The organism is Bacteroides sp. NGMCC 1.200775, assembly GCF_040798045.1.
Classification (GTDB): domain Bacteria; phylum Bacteroidota; class Bacteroidia; order Bacteroidales; family Bacteroidaceae; genus Bacteroides; species Bacteroides hominis.
In genome coordinates, this window is sequence record NZ_JASCQK010000001.1 from 820,399 (window position 1) to 841,513 (window position 21,115).

19 protein-coding genes are annotated in these 21,115 nt (G+C 42.4%); 7 read left to right on the top strand and 12 right to left on the bottom strand.

Translation table 11 applies throughout. The features are described 5' to 3' along the window. Positions 1 to 11: 11 nt before the first annotated feature. The 9 genes from QK890_RS03690 to upbY all read right to left on the bottom strand — a co-directional run bounded on the left by QK890_RS03690 (position 12) and on the right by upbY (position 8,015). Positions 12 to 1,193: a saccharopine dehydrogenase NADP-binding domain-containing protein gene (locus tag QK890_RS03690; protein ID WP_234165297.1), complete on the bottom strand. Its 1,182-nt coding sequence runs from the start codon at positions 1,191 to 1,193 to the stop codon at positions 12 to 14. Beyond that, a complete protein-coding gene (locus QK890_RS03695) occupies positions 1,190 to 1,939 on the bottom strand; it encodes a DUF6564 domain-containing protein (RefSeq protein WP_234165295.1) in 750 nt (249 codons plus the stop codon). The genes QK890_RS03690 and QK890_RS03695 overlap by 4 nt, the downstream gene beginning before the upstream one ends. Beyond that, positions 1,936 to 2,928, bottom strand: coding sequence for an NAD(P)-dependent oxidoreductase (locus tag QK890_RS03700; protein WP_234190780.1), 993 nt, complete (start codon positions 2,926 to 2,928; stop codon positions 1,936 to 1,938). The genes QK890_RS03695 and QK890_RS03700 overlap by 4 nt, the downstream gene beginning before the upstream one ends. Before the next feature lie 13 nt (positions 2,929 to 2,941). After that, the gene (locus QK890_RS03705) at positions 2,942 to 3,676 is read right to left on the bottom strand and encodes a metallophosphoesterase family protein (RefSeq protein WP_234165293.1); all 735 of its coding nucleotides are present in this window, start codon (positions 3,674 to 3,676) and stop codon (positions 2,942 to 2,944) included. Beyond that, positions 3,669 to 4,799 (bottom strand): phosphonopyruvate decarboxylase, encoded by a 1,131-nt coding sequence (gene aepY, locus QK890_RS03710; protein WP_269096757.1) that lies wholly within the window; start codon positions 4,797 to 4,799, stop codon positions 3,669 to 3,671. Before aepY ends, QK890_RS03705 begins: the two co-directional genes overlap by 8 nt. Positions 4,800 to 4,810: 11 nt before the next feature. Beyond that, entirely contained in the window at positions 4,811 to 6,112 is a 1,302-nt protein-coding gene (gene aepX, locus QK890_RS03715) for a phosphoenolpyruvate mutase (RefSeq protein WP_032541233.1), read from the bottom strand. A 19-nt stretch (positions 6,113 to 6,131) separates the two neighbouring features. Next, positions 6,132 to 6,851: a phosphocholine cytidylyltransferase family protein gene (locus QK890_RS03720; RefSeq protein ID WP_234190779.1), complete on the bottom strand. Its 720-nt coding sequence runs from the start codon at positions 6,849 to 6,851 to the stop codon at positions 6,132 to 6,134. A 153-nt stretch (positions 6,852 to 7,004) separates the two neighbouring features. Beyond that, a complete protein-coding gene (locus QK890_RS03725; protein WP_234164707.1) occupies positions 7,005 to 7,487 on the bottom strand; it encodes a UpxZ family transcription anti-terminator antagonist in 483 nt (160 codons plus the stop codon). Positions 7,488 to 7,490: 3 nt separating this feature from the next. Further along, positions 7,491 to 8,015 (bottom strand): capsular polysaccharide transcription antiterminator UpbY, encoded by a 525-nt coding sequence (upbY, locus tag QK890_RS03730; protein WP_005786813.1) that lies wholly within the window; start codon positions 8,013 to 8,015, stop codon positions 7,491 to 7,493. A 520-nt stretch (positions 8,016 to 8,535) separates the two neighbouring features. Between upbY and QK890_RS03735 the strand changes: the two genes are divergently transcribed. The 3 genes from QK890_RS03735 to QK890_RS03745 all read left to right on the top strand — a co-directional run bounded on the left by QK890_RS03735 (position 8,536) and on the right by QK890_RS03745 (position 10,215). Further along, positions 8,536 to 8,874 carry a hypothetical protein gene (locus QK890_RS03735; protein WP_032536257.1) on the top strand — a complete coding sequence of 113 codons (339 nt, stop codon included), beginning with the start codon at positions 8,536 to 8,538 and terminating at the stop codon, positions 8,872 to 8,874. 140 nt (positions 8,875 to 9,014) lie between these two features. Beyond that, positions 9,015 to 9,362 carry an SH3 beta-barrel fold-containing protein gene (locus QK890_RS03740; RefSeq protein ID WP_032536258.1) on the top strand — a complete coding sequence of 116 codons (348 nt, stop codon included), beginning with the start codon at positions 9,015 to 9,017 and terminating at the stop codon, positions 9,360 to 9,362. Positions 9,363 to 9,411: 49 nt separating this feature from the next. After that, positions 9,412 to 10,215, top strand: a complete 804-nt coding sequence (locus QK890_RS03745) for a DUF4373 domain-containing protein (protein ID WP_032536259.1) — start codon at positions 9,412 to 9,414, stop codon at positions 10,213 to 10,215. A gap of 298 nt (positions 10,216 to 10,513) precedes the next feature. Here QK890_RS03745 and QK890_RS03750 read toward each other — a convergent pair whose 3' ends face one another. Then, the gene (locus QK890_RS03750; RefSeq protein ID WP_032543969.1) at positions 10,514 to 11,785 is read right to left on the bottom strand and encodes an ATP-binding protein; all 1,272 of its coding nucleotides are present in this window, start codon (positions 11,783 to 11,785) and stop codon (positions 10,514 to 10,516) included. Positions 11,786 to 11,998: 213 nt separating this feature from the next. On the opposite strand from QK890_RS03750, the gene gmd reads away from it, so the two are divergent. The 4 genes from gmd to QK890_RS03770 all read left to right on the top strand — a co-directional run bounded on the left by gmd (position 11,999) and on the right by QK890_RS03770 (position 17,262). Next, on the top strand, positions 11,999 to 13,072 hold the full coding sequence (gene gmd / locus QK890_RS03755) for a GDP-mannose 4,6-dehydratase (RefSeq protein WP_005786803.1): 1,074 nt from the start codon (positions 11,999 to 12,001) through the stop codon (positions 13,070 to 13,072). Between the two features lie 4 nt (positions 13,073 to 13,076). Further along, positions 13,077 to 14,147 (top strand): GDP-L-fucose synthase, encoded by a 1,071-nt coding sequence (locus tag QK890_RS03760; protein WP_032539465.1) that lies wholly within the window; start codon positions 13,077 to 13,079, stop codon positions 14,145 to 14,147. A gap of 190 nt (positions 14,148 to 14,337) precedes the next feature. Continuing rightward, the gene (locus QK890_RS03765) at positions 14,338 to 15,996 is read left to right on the top strand and encodes an AMP-binding protein (RefSeq protein ID WP_367627197.1); all 1,659 of its coding nucleotides are present in this window, start codon (positions 14,338 to 14,340) and stop codon (positions 15,994 to 15,996) included. Between the two features lie 108 nt (positions 15,997 to 16,104). Further along, positions 16,105 to 17,262 (top strand): hypothetical protein, encoded by a 1,158-nt coding sequence (locus tag QK890_RS03770; RefSeq protein ID WP_193683701.1) that lies wholly within the window; start codon positions 16,105 to 16,107, stop codon positions 17,260 to 17,262. 71 nt (positions 17,263 to 17,333) lie between these two features. Here QK890_RS03770 and QK890_RS03775 read toward each other — a convergent pair whose 3' ends face one another. Together QK890_RS03775 and QK890_RS03780 are read right to left on the bottom strand one after the other, a co-directional pair. Continuing rightward, positions 17,334 to 19,328, bottom strand: a complete 1,995-nt coding sequence (locus QK890_RS03775; protein WP_005776595.1) for a fructose-bisphosphatase class III — start codon at positions 19,326 to 19,328, stop codon at positions 17,334 to 17,336. A 49-nt stretch (positions 19,329 to 19,377) separates the two neighbouring features. Then, positions 19,378 to 21,039, bottom strand: a complete 1,662-nt coding sequence (locus QK890_RS03780; protein WP_005776594.1) for a putative transporter — start codon at positions 21,037 to 21,039, stop codon at positions 19,378 to 19,380. Positions 21,040 to 21,115: the final 76 nt, after the last annotated feature.

Here is a 21,115-nt window from a genome sequence, read left to right on the forward strand (position 1 = left end):
TATTCCTAAAATTATTTTATATTAGGGTAAATAATTTGATCTATAATCATTCGTCCAACAGTTTCTATTGCTTGATATTCTATTTTATGAGGTAATCTCACACTAAATGTTCTATAAACCTTATCTAACAATTCTTTGGTATAAAACAAACAACCATTTTCTACTCGATCAACGCCATCTAAATAAATAGAGTATTTATTAGCTACACGCATTTCCTCCATCGAAAAAATAGTAGTATCAAAATAAGAAGTAACCTTTTGTTTAGTTCCATCAATAATATAAGGATACCCTCCTATTTCACCTTGTGCACCTGGAGAATGAAATTTGATCTTCTTATGATTACGAATAGCATCTAAAATAGAATATATAATATCAAAATTACTAGAAGCATTCATCATATTTCGTTTCTGATCCACAGGCATAGGTATCATACATGATCGCAGGAGATCTTTCGTATCATAATTACATTTTTTGCCTTGATACCTAATGTCTAATAAAACGTTTTCTCCCTCAGCATGCCCTTCTTTACTGATAACAACATCATGAAAATGACTGACAGCTAAGGTTACATCAATATTATTCAAATTATCAATGCACATTTTGTCTGCAATATAAAATTTCATCCTCGGAATCAAGTGATTGAGGTTTCCGCTCCCAAAATCAAAAAAGGCTTTTCCCGCAGATTTCAACCAAGGAATTACTGCATCCGAATAAGAAGTATTGATCGTGATAGCATCACAATCAGCCAGTTCATAGGCCTCCATTATATTTTTCGCATAACGCATAGAGAGGGGTGTCCATACACCGTACGCACGTAATTTACTCCAAGATATACTTCCATACTTGAGTCCCGAATAGACACGGCTACTATTAATGATAAAATCCGGTTGATGTTTTTTCAAAATCTCACTTATAGTCTGTATACTATCAAGGTCACATTCTGATTCTATAAAAATTTTACTCTGTAACTGTTTCCTAATCGTAGCAGCGGTCTTCACAATATTAACATCCTTAAGCATCTTTTCCGAATTACGACCAACTACAACAATGCGTAACTGAGGATCAGACAGACTTAATAAATAGTCAAGTAAATACAACCCTACACTACCTAAACCAATAATCGTGATGACTATTGGAGAATTATTTTCAATCTTGCCTTGCAATAAGGCTAATTTTTCATTTATATTTTTCATTTTGTCAATAGTGAATTTACTTTCTGATAATCCGCAACTGTATTACAATTAAACCAAGTGTTCAAAGCAATAAAGTTCAAATCGCTTACAGGAATATTATCAAAATAAGCTTGAATTATTTCCAAATTAGTACCTTGTATTTGTTTGGGAGACAATGGGCTGATAACCGAGTTCAATTTGCTTAAAGAAGTAAATTTCCAAATTTGGCCAGAATTATAAATGGCTTTTATAGGAGAAGGAATAGATAACAAACTATGATTAGTGTCATAAATATAATGAACTTTGTCAATTTCATCAACATATAAGGCCACAGCTTTCTCAGAAGTAATAAATTCATGATTAACCGTAATCACATCATACAATGATTTTTTTACCAAAGAAAAACTTTCATTATCAAAATACAAATCCCCCTCAACAAAAATAATTTCGTTCGCAACCTCAGGAACTCTTTCAACACCTTTAATCAAGCTATATCCGGACCCATAATCTTTATAATGAGCATTATATACTAATTCTATTTGCGGTCCAAGATTGCTCAAATATTTTTCGGCATACATTACCAATTCATCATACAAATACCCTCCAACAAGGATAACACGCTCAAAATCAAGTGCTTTACACACAATCTGGTACAATAAAGAATGTGTAGGGGAATCCTCATAATACAAACACTTTAACACGTTTCTCGAGGTATCACGATTAAAACGGCTTGATATTCCCGCAACTGTCACAATCAGAACTTTCATTTTTTCAAACTTTTAACACATATATCCAATCCTTCAGAAAGCGAAACGATCGGTACCCAATCAGTTCTTTTACGAATTTTATCTGTATTCAAAATCCTACGCTCAGGATCAGATGCACGATATCCTTCAAAATGAATTGTCGGATTATAGATGTCTAATTTGGAACCAATCATAGAAACAAGGTCTAATATTGAGATTTCTTCATCAGTAGCAACATTATAAACAGTTCCATCCAACGCCATATCCGATTGCATCAGCGCAAGTACAGCACGGCAACTATCAATATTATGTAAAAAAGAGCGCCTATTCTTTTTAGAATTCTCTAATAAGATTACTTCTTTATCTTCCAATAAACTATTAATAATATGGGGAATTATATGCTTAGCAAAACGTTCATGATTACTATAAACATTAGCAAAACGAATGGAGCAACCTCTAATATAACCTTTATCAACAGCATCTTTTAAAAAAAATTCCGTCAGCAACTTTCCCACCGCATAGCTTGTACGCTGACTATGTTCCGCTGAGGCAAGTACAAGATAATCATCTTCTTTCACACCTCCATTTTCATTCCACGATTGCATCGAATAAACTTCAGAAGTAGAACAATTGATAAAAATAGCAGCATCAAGGCTTATTGCCTGGTTAAGAAAATCCCGCATAGACAAAACATTTGTTTGGAATGTATGCTCCACTTCATAGAAATGTTCTGTATGTACTACTGCGGCACAATTTATATAGATTACTTGCGCAAAATCATTTCGCACTCTCAAGATCTCTTCTTTAACATGTGACATCTGTTTTTCATTGTTTAAATCATATTCAAAGAAATGAAAATGATAAGATTCCATAATGTCTTGTACTGAATCCAAAGAACTGGCAAAAAAATTATCAAAACCGATTACCGAATGTCCTGCTTTCAGAAGCTGCCGAGCTAATTCACTGCCCGTCATACCTGTTACACCACTAATCACATATAAATTATTCATGTTAATATATTATCTATATACCTGTTAATATTCTATCTTTATAAAAAGGATCAATGCCGTCCGGATACAAATTCCGCTCTGACTTAATATCATAAGACACAGCATTAAAATGTACTAAGCCGTTATCGACCTCTATATATACGTATTGCGCACGAGGATTCTGATTCCTAGGCTGTCCCACAGAACCAGGATTTATAAAAACTGTCTTTTTTTTGTTTCGAAGATCAGGACGGTCCACATTAAAATAAGATTCCAGATAATGAGGCTGGTGTGTATGCCCGGAAAAAACATAATCATAAGTACTATAACGAATATCATGTATTTTCTCTGGCAGTAACTTACCCCAATAGGGGTCAACAATATCACCATGTAGAAATAGTATATTCTTCCCTGATAAATTCATAGAAAAGAACCCTTTCTGATTCATTCTATTTCGAATATAGGAATAAGATGAATCTGAAAGCACAGATGATGTATATTCCAACAAACGTTTACCTCTCTCTGTGGAAAAATGGCTCAAATCCAAATCTAATAAAGCTTTTTCATGATTTCCCATCAAGTTTACAATAACAGGGCACGAAATCTGATTTAATGCATTAATAACTTCATTGGGACGCATACCGTAATTAACAATATCTCCCAATGAAACAATCGCATCTGGCTGATATTTAGAGAAAGCATCATCTAAAACAGCAAGTAGTGCAGTTAAATTCGCATGTATGTCAGAAAGAATAATTAATTTATCCATTGGTAATAAAGTCCATAAAATGCTCTTTATTCTCTACCGGAGTAGTCGTAGGACGCCCCAGATCATCACGTGAATCGATCCGGACCTTAATTTCAAGAAGAACCGGGCCGGACAGGCCGGACAGCTTCTCAAGCGCACATGAAAGCCCTTCCTTGTCGGAGGCAGTCAGTACATGCGCATAACCGCAACCTTTCGCTATCGAGGCGATATCCAGACGGAAACCGAGCGTGGGTTGACCGCCGACAGATTCATGGGCACCGTTGTTGAAAAGGACGTGCCTGTAATTCTTGGGAGAAAGGTCGCCGATATTGCTGACAGCGCCCATATGCATGATAAAGGCACCGTCACCGTCAAGACAGTAGACACGGCGGTCAGGCTTCTCAAGGGCAATCCCCAGGGCGATGGAAGAACTGTGACCCATGGAACCCACAGTTAGGAAATCCCTTGCGTGCCCCTGCCCTTTCGATTCACGGTACTCGAAAAGCTCACGGGAGAGCTTGCCCGTGGTGGAAACCACAATGTCATTGTCCCCGAGGTGGTCGACAACCTGCATTAGCGCCTCCTCACGGGACAGAGGATAGTCATTCAAGGCTTCCTGACGCAATTTATATTTTCCAAACGTATCTTTACGGATGACAATCGCATGGGGAATCGACCGGCTCTTAGCCGAGACAACCGCGTCATGGATCTGCGCCAGGGCCTCGTCTTCATCCGTATCCAGAATTACAAAAGGAATTTTCATGGCTTTCAGAAGATCAAGGGTAACCTCGCCCTGCTTCTTATGCTGGGGTTCGTCTTTCGTGCCGGGCTCACCGCGCCAGCCGACCAGCAAAAGAAGAGGAAGGCTGTACACTTTCTCGTCCGCAAGGGACAAGAGGGGATTCACCGTATTTCCCAGACCGGAGTTCTGCATATAAACCAAAGGAACGTTGCCAGAAGCCATATAATAACCGCAGGCAATGCCCACCGCGGAACCTTCATTGGCGGCGATGATATGCTTACCACGCGGAGCATGATCCGTGATATAGGCGCAAATATTCTTCAAAAGGGAATCGGGAACACCCGTAAAGAAGTCAACACCGTGATGAAGGAACGTATCGTATATCTTTTCTACACTTACCATAACCGTCTGATTTATTTAGTGCCCGGAATCAATTCCAGAATTTCCTTGATAGGCATACAAAGCGGACGGACCTCCTCGGCGCGCTCGTTTTCAAGGATGGTCCTGGCCACGTTCATCATGGCCGGGTAAGCGGCACGGAGAAGGTGGTTGGCGTAAATGACTACGTTGGCACCCCATTCGTGAAGTTCGGATTCGTGCACATGGTCATAAGTCGTCGGAACAACGACAATGGGAACATGGGCGTATTCTTTGCGGAAAGTCCGGCAGAACTCACGGATATCCTCACCCGACTTATCCTTGCTGTGGATCATGATGCCGTCCGCACCCGCCTGTACATAGGCATAAGCACGTTCGAGGGCGTCACTCATGGGTTTGCCGGCAATAAGGCTTTCGATACGCGCAATGATCATAAAGTCACCGGTGACCTGGGCATTCTTCCCTGCTCTGATCTTATCGCAGAAACCCTCGATACTATCCTGAGTCTGGATAGCGTCAGTACCAAAAAGGGAATTCTTCTTCAGACCGACTTTATCTTCAATGATTACCGCAGAAATGCCGTGACGTTCCAGAGTTCGCACAGTAAAGACAAAGTGCTCGATCTTGCCACCCGTGTCTCCATCAAAAATAATAGGCTTGGTGGTGCATTCAAGGATATTGTTCAGGTCCTGTAAACGGGTGGTAAGGTCGACCGCTTCAATATCCGGTTTACCCTTACTCGTGGAGTCGGTCAGGCTGCTGGACCACATGCCGTCAAAGACCTCGCGCTTATCACCCTTCTGGACTTCAAGATTCTCAATAATCAGACCGCAAAGACCGTCGTGAGCCTCCAGGATACGGACCACAGGCTTGGCCTGGATCAGGCGGCGGAGGGACTTAAGACGTACGTCAGGGGTAGTCCCGATCGCCTTGATATCCTTGTCGAGCGAGGAGGAGTTGATGCCCCGGGTATAAGGGATCTCGATTACCTTGCCCCCCTGGGCGTTCATCACCTCAAAAACCTGTTCGCGCACCTCGCGCAACGGGCCCGTTTTCCAGTCGTCTCCGTGGATGATATAGTCAGGCTTGAGTTTTTCCAGATTCGGAACATAGCTCCAGTCCTCCTGGGGAACAACCTCAAAAACCCCCTTGATATTCTCAACAACCTCCTTACGCTGATCATAGGTAAGGTAAGGGAGGCGTTTGTGTTCGGCGATGGCCTTGTCCGTCAGCAGACCGACGATGACATCACCGTATTTAGTAGCTTCATGAATAATATGGATCAGCCCCGGATGCATGATATCCGCGGTCATACCGACATAGATTTTCTTGTTCATATATGGAAAAGATTTGTTTTTAACAATAGCGGATGATGTGCTCCTCGGCATACGAAAGGTCGGCTTCATCATCGATTTCATACCATTTAAGACCCTCCACCCTGAGCACACGGACAGGGGAAAAGGAACGGGACATGCGGAGCAGTTCGTACTCGTAACCCAGTTTAGGCTGGGACTCCAGGATGGTCGCATAATCGGCGCACATCCGGCGGTAGAAAGTATTGGAAAGTTTATGGATACCGACCAGCTCGCCTTTTGCCTCAAGGGCGTTCTTGTCTACCGAACAGGAAGTAAGGATGTGATTGCGGTCATATTCCACATAATACTGATCCTGGAACTTGGTCAGAGAAGAGACAAGCATCACATCCGGGAATTCGTCATCCAGTAGCGAGAGGATGGCCTTGCGTTCAAAAACAAGGTCCGATTCAAGCAGCAGGAAACTGTCATCGCCTATCACGTCACGCGTATTGTACAGAGTGTACATACTGTTAGTATCGGCATAACGGGGACTGAAACAGGTCTCTATCTGGGGGAAATCCGCCTGAAGGGCTTCATAAGACTCTTTTTTATAACCCGTACCGAGGATGATACGTTCGATACCGCAGGAAAGAAGGGTTTCGATAGAGCGGATAATCATAGGTTTTCCACCAACCTCCACAAAACCTTTGGGCACAAGCTCGGTATAATGCCCGAAGCGGGTACCAAGACCGGCAGCCATGATCATTGCTGTTTTAATCATGAATTTCAGAGGGAATTAATATAAGTGAATTCAATTGTTGCTTGAAATAACAGTAAATCGCAAAAATCGACAGGACAGAAACAAATCCTGAAAAAAGGGCAGTACGCATCAGCATGACAGTCCAGGAAATGTCAGCAGAAACGAAGTTCTTGATTATTCCATTTCACTATAAGGATATGGATTCTCTTCCAAATTTCTCAAATTATTGATTGCCTCTTTTTTATCTTCAGAAAGTTCTTTATCTTTCCAACTTGCTATGATATTATGCGCCTCTTTCGCCAACTCCTCTTCAAACACCTCACCATAACAATAAGTCAACAATTGGCATTTCAATAAAGTAGCAGGAAGTTGCTCAAGCACGTCCCAACAACGATTGAGAACAACTTGCTTTTTCTCCTCCTTGTCACCCTGATTATAGATGGTTGCATTGTAACCCATCAATAATGCCAGACAGATGTTTGCTTCCTCTTCGGGAGTAGCACCACGCTGAGGATACAACGCATCGGATTGTTCTAAAACTTCTTTGTTCAACTGACGGAAATGATCGGTATAAATAGGAGCACCATCCACACCTAAATAGAGTAACTCGTGCGCGAGACTCTGTAATTGTTCAATTTGAGAAGTGAGTGTATTCATAACTTAAATGACACGTAAATAACTTTTAGGAACTTTGACGCTGGCGCTCAATACACCGGCAATACGAATAACAACATAAGTTTTGTTGGCCTCGCTGGCAAGTTCGCCCTCGACACCACAGAAATCACCTTTAACTACTTGAACCCTGCTACCGACAGATAAATGGTCATTATCGAAACTGACGCCATTCGGATCTAAATCCATGACAAATATGAAGTCCTGCATCTGTTTATCAGGAACTATCAGCATAGCCCTGGTAAGCAGGTCTTTCATATAAAAAAGCTGGATATTGTATTTATTAGAAATATCACAAGCATCTTGCTTGGTAGCTTGGATGAAGATAAGATTCTTAATAACAGGGACTTCCACCCGTTTTCGACGATATTTCAACTGCCGAATGACAAATTGAGTGGGAAGATAGTAATTGAGATCAAGTTCAGTCTTCAATTTTTCAAGAGAGTCACGAATAGCAAACTCTTGTTTATCTCGGGTACGGGCGGCAAACCAATACTTCTGTTGTTCAGACATTTACGATTTATACTTGAGGGAATTTTCCTTTGTTTCGGGTGCGCTTCGCGGTTTGAACGAGACATATTTTCTCTTTCAAACCGTCAAATTTTACGAAACATTTTTAGAAGTTGAGAACGAACGAATGTGTTTCAAAAAACGTTCGTCTTTTGAAACAGCATTTTTGAGTTTTTTTCGATGAAAAAATGAATATTGTAAAGTAGCTGAACAAAGAACTTTTTTTGCTATATATATATTTGAGAATCAGCAATATAAAATCTTTGATAAAATTTTATCCACTAAATATTTTGTACATTAAAACAGACTCCTTACCTTTGTTCAATCAAACGAACGTTTTTTGAAACAACACCTATATCTTAAGATAAATAACTAATAACAAGACCCTTACACTTCAAGATTCTCCCTTTAAGCTAAAAAAACTCCGATATTCTTTTATATTTATATTTTTTTATACAAACTTTATCCTTTCATAAATTCATTTAATAACTAACATTATGGAAGAAAAAAAGTAGTTATCTCATTGAATGATAACTTAGTAACCATCGAAGTAAATGGAAAAGTAATCTTTGCGGGTAAAGCCGACTTGCAATTCAGCCTCAATCAAAAGGTTAGAGAACCACTACGCATCACAAAAGGCAAAGGAAAGCTAATGGAGGCACTTACCGAAAGCTTTATCAAAGGCGGAATCAACGACATGGAAAACAGACCCATTGAAGAACTACAGGAAACAATAAAAGAATATCTCACCTTTGAATATCAGCGCAAAGGCATTGCTACAGAGCCCAATAAACGTTCTTTTCTATCAGAGCTGAAAAAATATGCCAGAGCATTCCGGAAAAAGCGAAATGAAAGCAAATAACCGATTGTTAAAATCCTGTAAAAGTCCCTTTCTAAAGTACTTTTACAGGATTAGTCTATTCAAAACTTATTACCGTACTTTGCCACGGGTAAAAATAAAAGCCCGACAATAACTCATTAATAAACTTAAAAAAATCAATTATGAAAAAGAACAGGAAATCAGTATCGAAAAACGAAATGATGAAAGGAAAATGGAAAAGACAAATCATGCTCGAAAAGGACTACACAGAACAGTGCTCCGAATGGATGGCAGAACGACTGGAAGCCCTCATAGAATATATGCAATATGGACATGCAGCCGTAGCTTATATGAAACAGGACGGAACATTCAAACTGGTGAAAGGAACATTGGTGGGATACGAAAAAGATTTCGGAAAGCAGTATGACCCGATGGAAATAAAAAACACAGTGGTCTACCGGGATGTGGAGCAACAAAGGTGGATGACCTTCAAAATAGAGAATTTCATGGAATGGAGAGCGATCGTATAGGAGAATCTTTCAGTGACCAATTAATCAGCAACATAACAACTTAACAATTATGGCAACAACATACGATGGAATAAATTACTTTCCAATAGCTGTAAATTTTATGGAAGAGAACGCAATGGAGGTAATAGAAGCAAAATATGGCATGAAAGGACTCGCGATTGTACTGAAACTCCTATGCAAAATATATAAAGAAGGATATTATATTCCGTGGGGTGAGGAACAATGCCTTATTTTCGCCAACAAGACGGGAAAAGAGGCAGACGCAGAAGAGGTGCAGGGGATTATCGAGATAATGATCGAGAAAGGAATGATAGACAGGGGAAGCTATGCGGAACATAAAGTACTGACCTCTGAAGCAATACAAAAAGTATGGATAGAGGCAACCAAGCGAAGAAAGAGGAACTGGACAGCCATGCCTTATCTACTGATAAAACCGAAAGAGACATGTAATGAAGAAAAGACCGTCTGCACGCAAAATGTAGAGCAGGATGCAGGCTCTGATGCAAAAAATGCATGCAATACCGAACAAAGTAAAGTAAAGCAAAGCAAAGAATTTCCCCCCTCAGCTCCCCCAAGGGGGAAGGAAGAGGAAGTCAATGCTACGCCGGTCAGTATGCCCGGATACGCATTTAATACGATGACACACAACTACGTGGGATTAATGGGAAACCTGGAACGATTCGGAATAACAGACGAAAAAGAGATCGAAGCAATCCTGCGACTGTCGGATTACGGGAGAAAAGGAACCCCTGTATGGAAACTGATTTGCAGCACGAACTGGAGTAACATCGGAGCAAAAGGAAAATACATGATCGCAGCGTTGAACCGGGCAAAGAAAAGAAGCGGAACCTAAAAGAAGAAGAATTTTTCTGACAAACAGTATGTTTTTATATTCCGGAAAATGCTGTTTGCTTGCAATCAATTAAAGAATGCAGCTGTTTTCCTCCGGAAACGAGCACTGATTCTCAAGGGGTTGAAAAGCGATTCAAAAAGCACTAATACGAAGTTAAAATCGTGACTTCAGGAAGTTAACTTCCCAGAGATACGATTTTAACTTCATAATGTTATGATATTAACTTCGTAAACGACAAGATGTTAACTTCGTAAACGGCATCATCCGGACATCAAAGCTATCAAAAAAGATTGTCAGACTATAGTATTTCAGACAGTTGCCAGACTTGTATGTGACGAATCCCTTCTTTGGAGGGCAATGTGGTATCGTCCATAGAAACGACCCACTTTTCATAATTGTCTTGTATCATCTCCAGCGTATTGTACATTTGCTCCACTTGAAAATCATCATTGAGCAGAGGTGCACATTGCAAATACACAATGCGGTCTTTCTTCCTGCCAACAAAATCGACCAGTTTGCCTCCTCGAAGCACACCTACAAAAACGGTATATCCGGCACGCCGCAGTTCCAGATAAACCTGATTCTCAAAGCAGGATTTTCGAGAACCGGCAAAAAAAGGATAAAGATGGCGCATGAATGCCCAATCATTAATATAGTATTTGCAACTACCCAGAAGAATCTCTTTGCTGCGGATCTGATAACGTTCCACGCGATGAATCAGAGAGGTGTCTTCCAGATAGCAGATATAATTGGCGACCGTATCATAACTCGTCTTCCGGTTCTGGGTAGCAAAGTGACTGACCAGCTGACCGATGGTAATCAACTCAGCGAGATGGGTGCACAAATAGACGAACACATCTTCGAGCAGGCGGGCATCCTTAATCCGATATCGACGGATGATATCACGAAACAGAATCGTATCGCGGAGAGCGGAAATGGCTTTCCACCCGGCCTCCGCATCCGAAAGATTGAAAAGAATGGGTAGTGCCCCCTTACCCATATAGTCCGCGTAATTTTTGCCGGTAGCCTCTACCCTCTCCAATATCCTGTGCTCGGAAAAGCTAAAGGGAAATATCTCAAAACTGACGTAATGTCTGGCCAAAAGCTTCTCGGCTTCACCCGAAAGCATATCCTGGTTGGAACCACTGATAAACAGCTCGCAAGTATCTACAAAATCCTGTGAATGGGAATGGACAAAATGTTCCCAGCCCTCCACTTTTTGTATTTCTTCAATAAAAATATAGACTTTACCTACCGGATGGATTTTCTCACGATAGATAAAAAGCAAGTCGTCCAGATCACGATAGCCGGAAAGTACGCCCGAATCTGTAAACTTCTTACTTATATATAGAATGTTCCGTGATGAAACACCATCGGCAATCAACTGATAAATGATCTGCCGCAACAGGCATCCTTTACCTACCCCTCTCTGTCCGGTCAGGACCTTTACAAGGCGGTTACCTACATACCCGAATATACGGTTTGTGTAACTTTTACGGGCAAATTCCACTTTCGGAAGTTTTCCATTCCAGTAGTTGGATAATGCCAATTCATCAAATATATCATTCATATATGAATTTATTTAAAATAAAATTCATTATATAAAATAGAATAGATATTTTAATATTAAAAAGCATAATATTCATTTCTATTTTAATAAATTACAGCAAAGATATGTTTTTTCCGTTGAAAAAAGAAAATAATTCAGCAGATAGATTGCCCGTTCTTATGAAAATACCGAATATTGCATCGTCAAAAAGATTATAAACTCAAAACAATAGACATGAAAAAAGCTCTTATTTCAGGTATTACCGGACAGGATGGTTCATTCCTCGCCGAGTTTCTTCTTCAGAAAGGTTACGAAGTACACGGCATCCTGCGCCGTTCATCTTCTTTCAATACAGGCCGGATCGAACACTTGTACTTTGATGAATGGGTGCGCGATATGAAACAGAAACGTACAGTCAACCTGCACTACGGAGATATGACCGACTCAAGTTCACTGATCCGCATCATCCAGCAAGTACAACCCGACGAAATATACAACCTGGCGGCACAAAGCCACGTAAAAGTATCGTTCGACGTACCGGAATATACCGCCGAGGCGGATGCACTCGGTACATTGCGTATGCTTGAAGCTGTCCGCATCCTGGGACTGGAAAAACAGACACGCATCTACCAGGCTTCCACTTCCGAACTCTACGGAAAAGTACAGGAAGTGCCGCAAAGCGAAACGACTCCGTTCTATCCGCGTTCTCCGTATGGAGTAGCCAAGCAATACGGTTTCTGGATCACCAAGAACTATCGTGAAAGTTACGGAATGTTTGCCGTAAACGGTATCTTATTCAATCACGAGAGTGAACGCCGTGGCGAGACTTTCGTAACCCGTAAGATCACGCTGGCAGCAGCACGCATCGCACAAGGCGAACAGGATAAATTATATTTGGGTAACCTGGATGCCAAGCGTGACTGGGGCTATGCCAAAGATTATGTAGAATGTATGTGGCTGATCCTGCAACATGACGTACCCGAAGATTTCGTAATCGCTACCGGCGAAATGCATACCGTCCGCGAATTCTGTACACTGGCATTTGCCGAAATAGGCATCAACCTGCGTTGGGAAGGCGAAGGCGTCAATGAGAAAGGAATCGACACGGCCACCGGCAAAGTACTGGTAGAGGTCGACCCGAAATACTTCCGCCCTGCCGAAGTGGAACAATTGCTCGGTAACCCGACCAAAGCCAGAACCGTATTGGGATGGAATCCATGCAAAACACCATTCCCGGAACTGGTAAAAATCATGGTACGCCACGATATGGCCAAAGTGAAAAGAATGATTGCGACTAAACATGATTGACAGAATGGATAAAAACGCAAAAATTTATGTAGCCGGACACCACGGACTGGTGGGTTCGGCTATATGGAAAAACCTGCAGGAAAAGGGATATACGAATCTGGTGGGACGCACACATAAGGAACTGGACTTATTGGACGGTGCGGCCGTAAAGCAGTTTTTTGATGAGGAAATGCCGGAGTACGTATTTCTGGCTGCCGCTTTTGTAGGAGGGATCATGGCCAATAGTATTTACCGTGCGGACTTTATCTACAAGAACTTACAGATACAGCAGAACGTGATCGGAGAAAGTTTCCGCCATCAAGTGAAAAAGCTACTTTTTCTGGGAAGTACCTGCATCTATCCACGAGATGCCGAGCAGCCGATGAAAGAGAACGTGTTGCTCACTTCTCCGCTGGAATATACCAACGAACCTTATGCCATAGCCAAAATAGCCGGACTGAAAATGTGCGAAAGTTTCAACCTGCAATATGGAACGAATTACATCGCCGTGATGCCGACCAACCTGTATGGGCCGAACGATAACTTTGACTTGGAACGCAGTCATGTGCTGCCTGCCATGATCCGTAAAATTCACTTGGCACATTGCCTGAAAAAAGGAGATTGGGAAGCTGTGCGTAAAGACATGAACCTGCGTCCGGTGGAAGGCATCAGTGGTGCCAACTCTAACGAAGAGATCCTGCAAATCCTCCGGAAATATGGTATTACTGAAAAAGAAGTGACACTTTGGGGAACCGGGACACCGCTACGCGAGTTTCTTTGGAGTGAAGAAATGGCCGATGCCAGCGTATTCGTAATGGAACATGTGGACTTCAAGGATACCTACAAAGCCGGAACAAAAGATATCCGCAACTGCCACATCAACATAGGTACCGGAAAAGAAATAACGATCCGCGAACTGGCAGAACTGATTGTAAGCACAGTCGGCTATCAGGGAAAGCTGACTTTCGACAGCAGTAAGCCGGACGGAACCATGCGAAAACTTACCGACCCGTCGAAATTGCACAACCTCGGATGGCATCATAAGATCGATATTGAAGAGGGGGTACAAAGAATATACGAGTGGTATCTGGGATAATTATTCACCACAGAGGGCACAGAGGACACAGAGTTTTAAAATAGAAAAAAATAAAACTCTATGTCCTTCGTGTTATCCCGTGATGAATACAATGAAAGCTGCAAAAGAAAAATTTAAATAGCTTCTAAGTTTTCAAATCTCAATTAAATGGCTATATTTGCACAATTTATCATCAAATGTGCAAAAAACAATGGAACAAAGTTTTATAGCTTACATTGAAAACAGTATCAAAAACAATTGGGATCTGGATGCCCTGACAGATTATAAGGGTGCCACCCTACAGTATAAAGACGTAGCCCGCAAAATAGAAAAGCTCCACATCATCTTTGAAGAAAGCGGAATCCGTAAAGGAGACAAAATAGCCGTTTGCGGAAGAAATAGTTCCCATTGGGGAGTTACTTTCCTCGCGACTCTCACTTATGGAGCGGTTATCGTCCCCATCTTACATGAATTCAAAGCAGATAACGTACACAATATCGTCAATCACTCGGAAGCCAAACTCCTGTTTGTAGGAGACGTGGTCTGGGAAAACCTCAATGAGTCTGCCATGCCGTTGCTCGAAGGTATCCTGATGATGAACGATTTTACGTTACTGGTATCACGTAGCGAACGACTGACTCACGCACGTGAACACCTCAACGAAATGTTCGGGAAGAAATTCCCCAAAAATTTCCGTAAGGAACATATCGAATATCATAAGGATCAGCCTGAAGAACTGGCTGTTATCAACTATACCTCGGGAACCACCAGCTATTCAAAAGGTGTAATGCTCCCCTATCGCAGCTTATGGTCGAATACGACTTTCGCTTTCGAGGTACTTCCACTGAAAGCAGGTGATAAGATCGTATCCATGCTGCCGATGGCACACATGTACGGACTGGCCTTTGAGTTCCTGTATGAATTTGCGGTAGGGTGTCAGATCTACTTCCTCACCCGTATGCCAAGCCCAAAGATTATCTTCCAGGCGTTTGCCGAGGTAAAACCCAACCTGATTGTGGCTGTTCCGCTGATTATCGAAAAAATCATCAAGAAGAGCGTACTTCCGAAGTTGGAGACTCCTACCATGAAGCTGCTGCTTAAAGTGCCGATTATCAACGATAAGATTAAAGCAACGGTACGCGAAGAGATGATAAAAGGCTTTGGCGGCAACTTTGAAGCTGTCATTGTAGGTGGAGCCGCCTTCAACCAGGAGGTGGAACAATTCCTGAGAATGATCGACTTCCCTTATACAGTGGGCTATGGTATGACCGAGTGTGGTCCTATTATTTGTTACGAAGACTGGAAACGCTTCAAACCGGGTTCATGTGGAAAAGCTGCACTCAACATGGAAGTGAAAGTCCTTTCGCCCGACCCGGAGAATGTGGTAGGCGAAATTGTTTGCAAAGGCCCGAACGTAATGTTGGGTTACTACAAAAATGAAGAGGCTACCGCCCAGGTAATCGACAAAGACGGCTGGCTGCATACCGGTGACCTCGCTTTGGAAGATGCCGAAGGAAACATCATAATCAAGGGACGTAGCAAAAACATGTTGCTCAGTGCCAGCGGACAAAATATCTATCCGGAGGAAATAGAAGATAAACTGAACAACCTGCCATACGTGGCCGAAAGTATTATCGTACAACAAAACGACAAATTGGTAGGATTGGTTTATCCGGATTTTGACGAAGCCTTCGCGCATGGCTTGAAGAATGAAGATATGGAACGGGTAATGGAGGAAAACCGGATTACCCTGAATGAAATGCTCCCGGCTTATAGCCAGATTTCGAAAATGAAAATCTATCCGGAAGAGTTTGAAAAGACTCCGAAAAAAAGTATCAAACGCTTCTTGTATCAGGAAGCCAAAGGTTAAAAATAATTTCTATTTTCATTAAAAAGACATCGATTACGCAGATTTGCATAGATTTTAATAGGATAATCCGTGCAAATCTGCGTAATTTGCGTTTTAAAAACTTAGCTTATGAAGAAAATCATTCTTGTTGCAGCTCTTCTTTCGGCTGCAGTCTGTCTGCCTGCACAGAATAAAGGCGGAAATAAAAGTGGTGGAATTAATCTTTCTTTATGGAAAAAAGCATGTACGCAACCACTTGACAGTACACAGACTACTTATGTCAACCTGGGACTTTTCTCGGCTATGCATAAGTTACATGGTGTAGGTATCAATGCTTTCGGCAGTATGGTGCAAAACGATATGAACGGTGTTCAAATCTCCGGGCTCGCCAATCTTGCCGGAGGAAGTATGCGTGGCGTACAAATTGGAGGTATCAGTAACGTAAATGGTAACGACCTGGCAGGATTGTCCGTCTCGGGACTCGTAAATATTACGGGAAATAAAGCGAAAGGCGTATTGATTACCGGCTTAAGCAATATCGCCGGAGACAATACACGCGGATTAATGATCAGTGGTATCATGAACATCACAGGTGATAAAGCCGCAGGTGTACAACTGGCAGGTCTTGCCAACGTAACCGGTGAGGAATATGACGGACTTATGATGTCGGGACTGCTGAATGTAGTGGGAGAAAAAATGAATGGGTTGCAGCTCTCCGCACTCGCCAACGTGACCGGCGGCCAAATGAACGGAGCACAATTGGGGTTGTTCAATTTTGCGTCGAAAGCGAAAGGATTGCAAATCGGACTTTTCAATTATTATAAAGATGACATGAAAGGGCTCCAATTGGGACTGGTCAATGCAAATCCGCAAACCAAAGTACAATTAATGGTATTTGGAGGCAACAGAACCAAAATCAATGTAGGTGCCCGCTTTAAGAACAAACTCTTCTACACTATACTCGGTGGAGGTACACATTATCTCGACTTCAATGACAAATTTTCTGCAGCTTTATTCTACCGGGCAGGTCTCGAACTTCTTCTCTACAAAAATCTGTTTGTAAGTGGCGATTTAGGCTTTCAGCACATCGAAACTTTCCGGAATAAAAAAGTAGAGGGTATTCCGGCGCGTCTCTATGCCTTACAGGCACGCCTCAATCTGGAATATCGGTTTACGGATAAATTCGGTTTATTCGTAACCGGCGGTTATGGTGGCAGCCGTTACTATAATAAAGCCAAAACTTATGACAAGGGACTGATCGCTGAAGCGGGAGTGGTTCTGTTCTAATTGATTTACCACAGAGTCTCACAGAGTTTATATTTAAATTATTCCTCTGTGGGACTCTGTGGTGAACCTGATCAGACCTTCTCCTTGATCAACCCGATCCGATAAGCTACCAATAACTTCTTTAAATCTTGAATTTGCGTTACCAGCTCTTTCCCCTTATCGGTATCTTTCACCATCATCCGCTGTGAATTGAATTCAATAACAAAAGTAGTCGACTTAATGTCCTGCCCCTCCTCTATTGCCTTCTGAGTAGACTGGAAAGGTTCATGCTGGACCAACTGCAGCCCATGCGAATGATATACCAGCGTATATCCGGCAATACCGGTCTCCGGTTGATAGGCTTTTGAAAAACCGCCATCGATCACCAATAATTTTCCACCTGCTTTCATGGGTTGTTCCCCTTTTATGGTTTTTACCGGCACATGCCCGTTGATAATATGAGTATGCTGTCCCGTCACTCCGAATTCTTCAAGAATACGGTCACAGATTTCTTCTTTATTACGCAACGCATAATAATATCCTTTCGTCTCTTTATGCAAACTTTTGTCCGCAATGAAATAACGTTCAAAAGTAGCCATCTTATCTTTATCGAACGAGGGAGCATCCGGACCGCACCACAGATACCAGATATAATCCATCGCAAAGCGTTTCTCCTCTTCGTCATCTTCATCAAAATAAGCCGTACGGATTAGCTGATCGATCTTATCCAGCAAATTCTTTCCCCAATATTCTTTTCCGCAGATATTCACATGTTTGAAACTTCCATCTTCGTTGAGAGGCACAGAGGCATGATAAAGCAGATTGGAATTGCACACCAGATACATACCTCCATAGGTAAAGAGACAACGCATATGCTTCTTCAACTTCTCACTATTCATAAACGAATAGTGTATCTTTTCGATCAACTCCTGTTCTTCATCACTCAGGCGATAAGGGTCTGCCGGATCGACCGTGGGGAAGTTTGTGTCACGCAACGAATATTCTTTGCCCTCATAAACAAATACCCCCCGTTCAAAATCGATTTTCTCAAGTAGTTTGCGGCCTTCCATACCAAATTCCGGACGACGATTGATGATGCCTGCCTCCAGCTTAAACTGAATGATAGTGATGGCTTTATGCATCTGGGTAATCAACCTCAGAGTCTTTTCATTATAAGTAGAATCGGCAAAATTGGTCTTAGGCGCAAAAATAGTGCAGGGATCATCTGCGTAAGTATCCATCGCAAAAGTAGCAAGCGGCAAAAGATTAATGCCATAACCGTCTTCCAATGTCCCGAGATTACCATATCGCATGGAAAGGCGAATGACATTGGCCATGCACGCTTCATTTCCCGATGCCGCTCCCATCCAGAGAATATCGTGATTCCCCCATTGGATATCGAAATTGTGATAATCGCACAAAGTATCCATAATGATATGGGCACCCGGACCACGGTCGTAGATATCGCCAACGATATGGAGTGAATCGATCGTAAGACGCTGTATCAGATTGCACATGGCTATGATAAAATCGTCGGCACGACGGGTTGAAATGATAGTACTGATAATCACATTGATATAAGCATGCTTATTGGGCTCGATAGTCGATTCGTGAAGTAACTCCTGGATGATATAGGAGAACTCGGCCGGCAATGATTTGCGAACCTTCGAACGGGTATATTTGGAAGATACATTCTGGCACACCTTCACCAGCTGATTGAGCGTGATCAGATACCAATCGTCAATATCTGTTTCGGTAGCTTTTATCAACTGCAGTTTCTCTTCCGGATAATAAATAAGGGTACAAAGCTCTTTCTTCTCAATTTCACGGAGAGTGTGGCCGAAGATCTCGTTTACTTTCCGCTTTACGGCTCCCGAAGCGTTCTTCAGCACATGCTGGAAAGCTTCATATTCGCCATGTATATCAGTCAGAAAGTGTTCGGTTCCTTTAGGGAGATTCAAAATAGCTTCAAGATTGATAATTTCGGTACTGGCGGCGGCAATGGTCGGGAAGCTGCGTGAAAGCAGTTGCAGATAACGCAGATCGGCAACGATACTTTCGGGGGTTATATTACTTTGAGCAGTCATATGATTTACGATTTAACGATTTACAATTTTAAAATTCACCCTAAAATGATTACAGAAGAAACATGAGCAACACCTGGGCTATAATGACGCGGAGGAACATACTCAACGGATAAACCGTAGCATAAGCTACCGACGGATTATCCCCGGGAATGGTATCATTGGCATAGTTCAGCGCCATCGGATTGGCCATACTGCCACATAACATGCCGGAAACGCTACCAAAGTCGATCTTCATAATCTTAAAAGCAAAGAAACCCACAAGCACAGTAGGCACAACGGTCAGACCGAAGCCAAGGCCGATCCACAAAAGACCTTCGGGACGAAAAACCGTATCGAAAAAATGGGCACCTGCATCCAATCCCAGGCAGGCAAGGTAAAGTGACAATCCCAAAGCACGCAGCATCAGATTGGCACTACGGGTGGTATAAGTAATCATATGCAAACGGGGACCGAAAGTTCCGATCAGGATACCCACAATGATAGGTCCGCCCGCCAATCCGAGGCGAATAGGTGTACTGATACCGGGAATTGAAAACGGCACGGCACCCAGAGCCAATCCCAGGATAATACCTACAAACACAGCCACAAGATTGGGTTCTTTCAAGCTTTTAACAGCATTTCCAAGTACCTTTTCCACATTCTGAATAGCAGCTGCTTCACCGACTACTGTCAGGCGGTCACCCAACTGCAATGTCAGTTCGGGAGTAGCCAACAACTGCACACCCGAACGGTATACACGGCTGATATTGATTCCGTAATGATTACGAAGACGAAGAGCTCCCAACTTCTTCCCGTTCAATTCTGGACGGGTAACGACAATGCGTTGTGAAATCAACTGGCTGTCGATGGCATTCCAGTCGATATCTTCTTTATTCCAATCCGTATTCTCTTGCTCGCCAAACAACACGGTAAGCGCTAACGCATCTTTTTCGGAAGTAACAACCAACAGGCGGTCACCCTCTTTTATGATCTTTTCGGATGTGGGAATACTGACATTGCCGTCTCTCCACAAGCGGGAGATAACAAATTTGGGATAGCTCATGTGAGCGATATCTTTAATGCTTTTATCAAAAATAGCGGGGTTGTGTACCTGGAAAGCGGCAATATAGGTTTTGTTGGCATCATCTTTCTCCTTCACTTCAAGGTCTTCACGACGCACTAACAGTTTACGGATCAACAGAACAGCCAGAATGACTCCGATCACTCCAAGAGGATAGGCCACTGCACATCCCAGAGCAGGTGTACTGCTTTCAAGCCCCATCTGTTTCAGTGTCTGCTGGGCTGCACCCAAAGCCGGGGTATTGGTCGTGGCACCGCACAGGATACCAACCATATTGGGCAATGAAACTTCTGTGGTATAACTGCAAACAACCGTAAGAAGAGTGCCCAGAATCACCACGGCAATAGCAAGCATATTGAGGGTAACTCCTCCCTTACGGAATGAACTAAAGAATCCTGGACCAACCTGTAACCCCAAGGCATATACAAAAATAATAAGTCCGAAACTCTCGGCGTAGTTCAGCATCTGCGGATCTATGGACAATCCGAAATGTCCGGCCAGAATGCCGGCAAAAAAGACAAAAGTAACGCCAAGTGAAATGCCACAAACATGAATTTTGCCCAATCCAAGCCCAATGGCGGAAATCAGGGAAAGAACGACAACTGCCTGCAAAGCAGAATGTTCGATAAAGAGACTATATAACCACTCCATGTGAATAATTTACCAATGTATCCATAAGCCAATGTATCCGTGAAACGCATAAGGATACATTAGCGTCCGCAAAGAT

What these genes read in the sequence shown, in the direction of transcription:
- aepY (WP_269096757.1), bottom strand. Translation starts at nt 4,799, where the DNA reads ATGGTAAGTGTAGAAAAGATATACGATACGTTCCTTCATCACGGTGTT.
- QK890_RS03780 (WP_005776594.1), bottom strand. Translation starts at nt 21,039, where the DNA reads ATGGAGTGGTTATATAGTCTCTTTATCGAACATTCTGCTTTGCAGGCA.
- QK890_RS03705 (WP_234165293.1), bottom strand. Translation starts at nt 3,676, where the DNA reads ATGGATAAATTAATTATTCTTTCTGACATACATGCGAATTTAACTGCA.
- gmd (WP_005786803.1), top strand. Translation starts at nt 11,999, where the DNA reads ATGAAAAAAGCTCTTATTTCAGGTATTACCGGACAGGATGGTTCATTC.
- QK890_RS03765 (WP_367627197.1), top strand. Translation starts at nt 14,338, where the DNA reads ATGGAACAAAGTTTTATAGCTTACATTGAAAACAGTATCAAAAACAAT.
- QK890_RS03700 (WP_234190780.1), bottom strand. Translation starts at nt 2,928, where the DNA reads ATGAATAATTTATATGTGATTAGTGGTGTAACAGGTATGACGGGCAGT.
- QK890_RS03690 (WP_234165297.1), bottom strand. Translation starts at nt 1,193, where the DNA reads ATGAAAAATATAAATGAAAAATTAGCCTTATTGCAAGGCAAGATTGAA.
- aepX (WP_032541233.1), bottom strand. Translation starts at nt 6,112, where the DNA reads ATGAACAAGAAAATCTATGTCGGTATGACCGCGGATATCATGCATCCG.
- upbY (WP_005786813.1), bottom strand. Translation starts at nt 8,015, where the DNA reads ATGTCTGAACAACAGAAGTATTGGTTTGCCGCCCGTACCCGAGATAAA.
- QK890_RS03760 (WP_032539465.1), top strand. Translation starts at nt 13,077, where the DNA reads ATGGATAAAAACGCAAAAATTTATGTAGCCGGACACCACGGACTGGTG.
- QK890_RS03695 (WP_234165295.1), bottom strand. Translation starts at nt 1,939, where the DNA reads ATGAAAGTTCTGATTGTGACAGTTGCGGGAATATCAAGCCGTTTTAAT.
- QK890_RS03750 (WP_032543969.1), bottom strand. Translation starts at nt 11,785, where the DNA reads ATGAATGATATATTTGATGAATTGGCATTATCCAACTACTGGAATGGA.
- QK890_RS03770 (WP_193683701.1), top strand. Translation starts at nt 16,105, where the DNA reads ATGAAGAAAATCATTCTTGTTGCAGCTCTTCTTTCGGCTGCAGTCTGT.
- QK890_RS03740 (WP_032536258.1), top strand. Translation starts at nt 9,015, where the DNA reads ATGAAAAAGAACAGGAAATCAGTATCGAAAAACGAAATGATGAAAGGA.
- QK890_RS03775 (WP_005776595.1), bottom strand. Translation starts at nt 19,328, where the DNA reads ATGACTGCTCAAAGTAATATAACCCCCGAAAGTATCGTTGCCGATCTG.
- QK890_RS03725 (WP_234164707.1), bottom strand. Translation starts at nt 7,487, where the DNA reads ATGAATACACTCACTTCTCAAATTGAACAATTACAGAGTCTCGCGCAC.
- QK890_RS03745 (WP_032536259.1), top strand. Translation starts at nt 9,412, where the DNA reads ATGGCAACAACATACGATGGAATAAATTACTTTCCAATAGCTGTAAAT.
- QK890_RS03720 (WP_234190779.1), bottom strand. Translation starts at nt 6,851, where the DNA reads ATGATTAAAACAGCAATGATCATGGCTGCCGGTCTTGGTACCCGCTTC.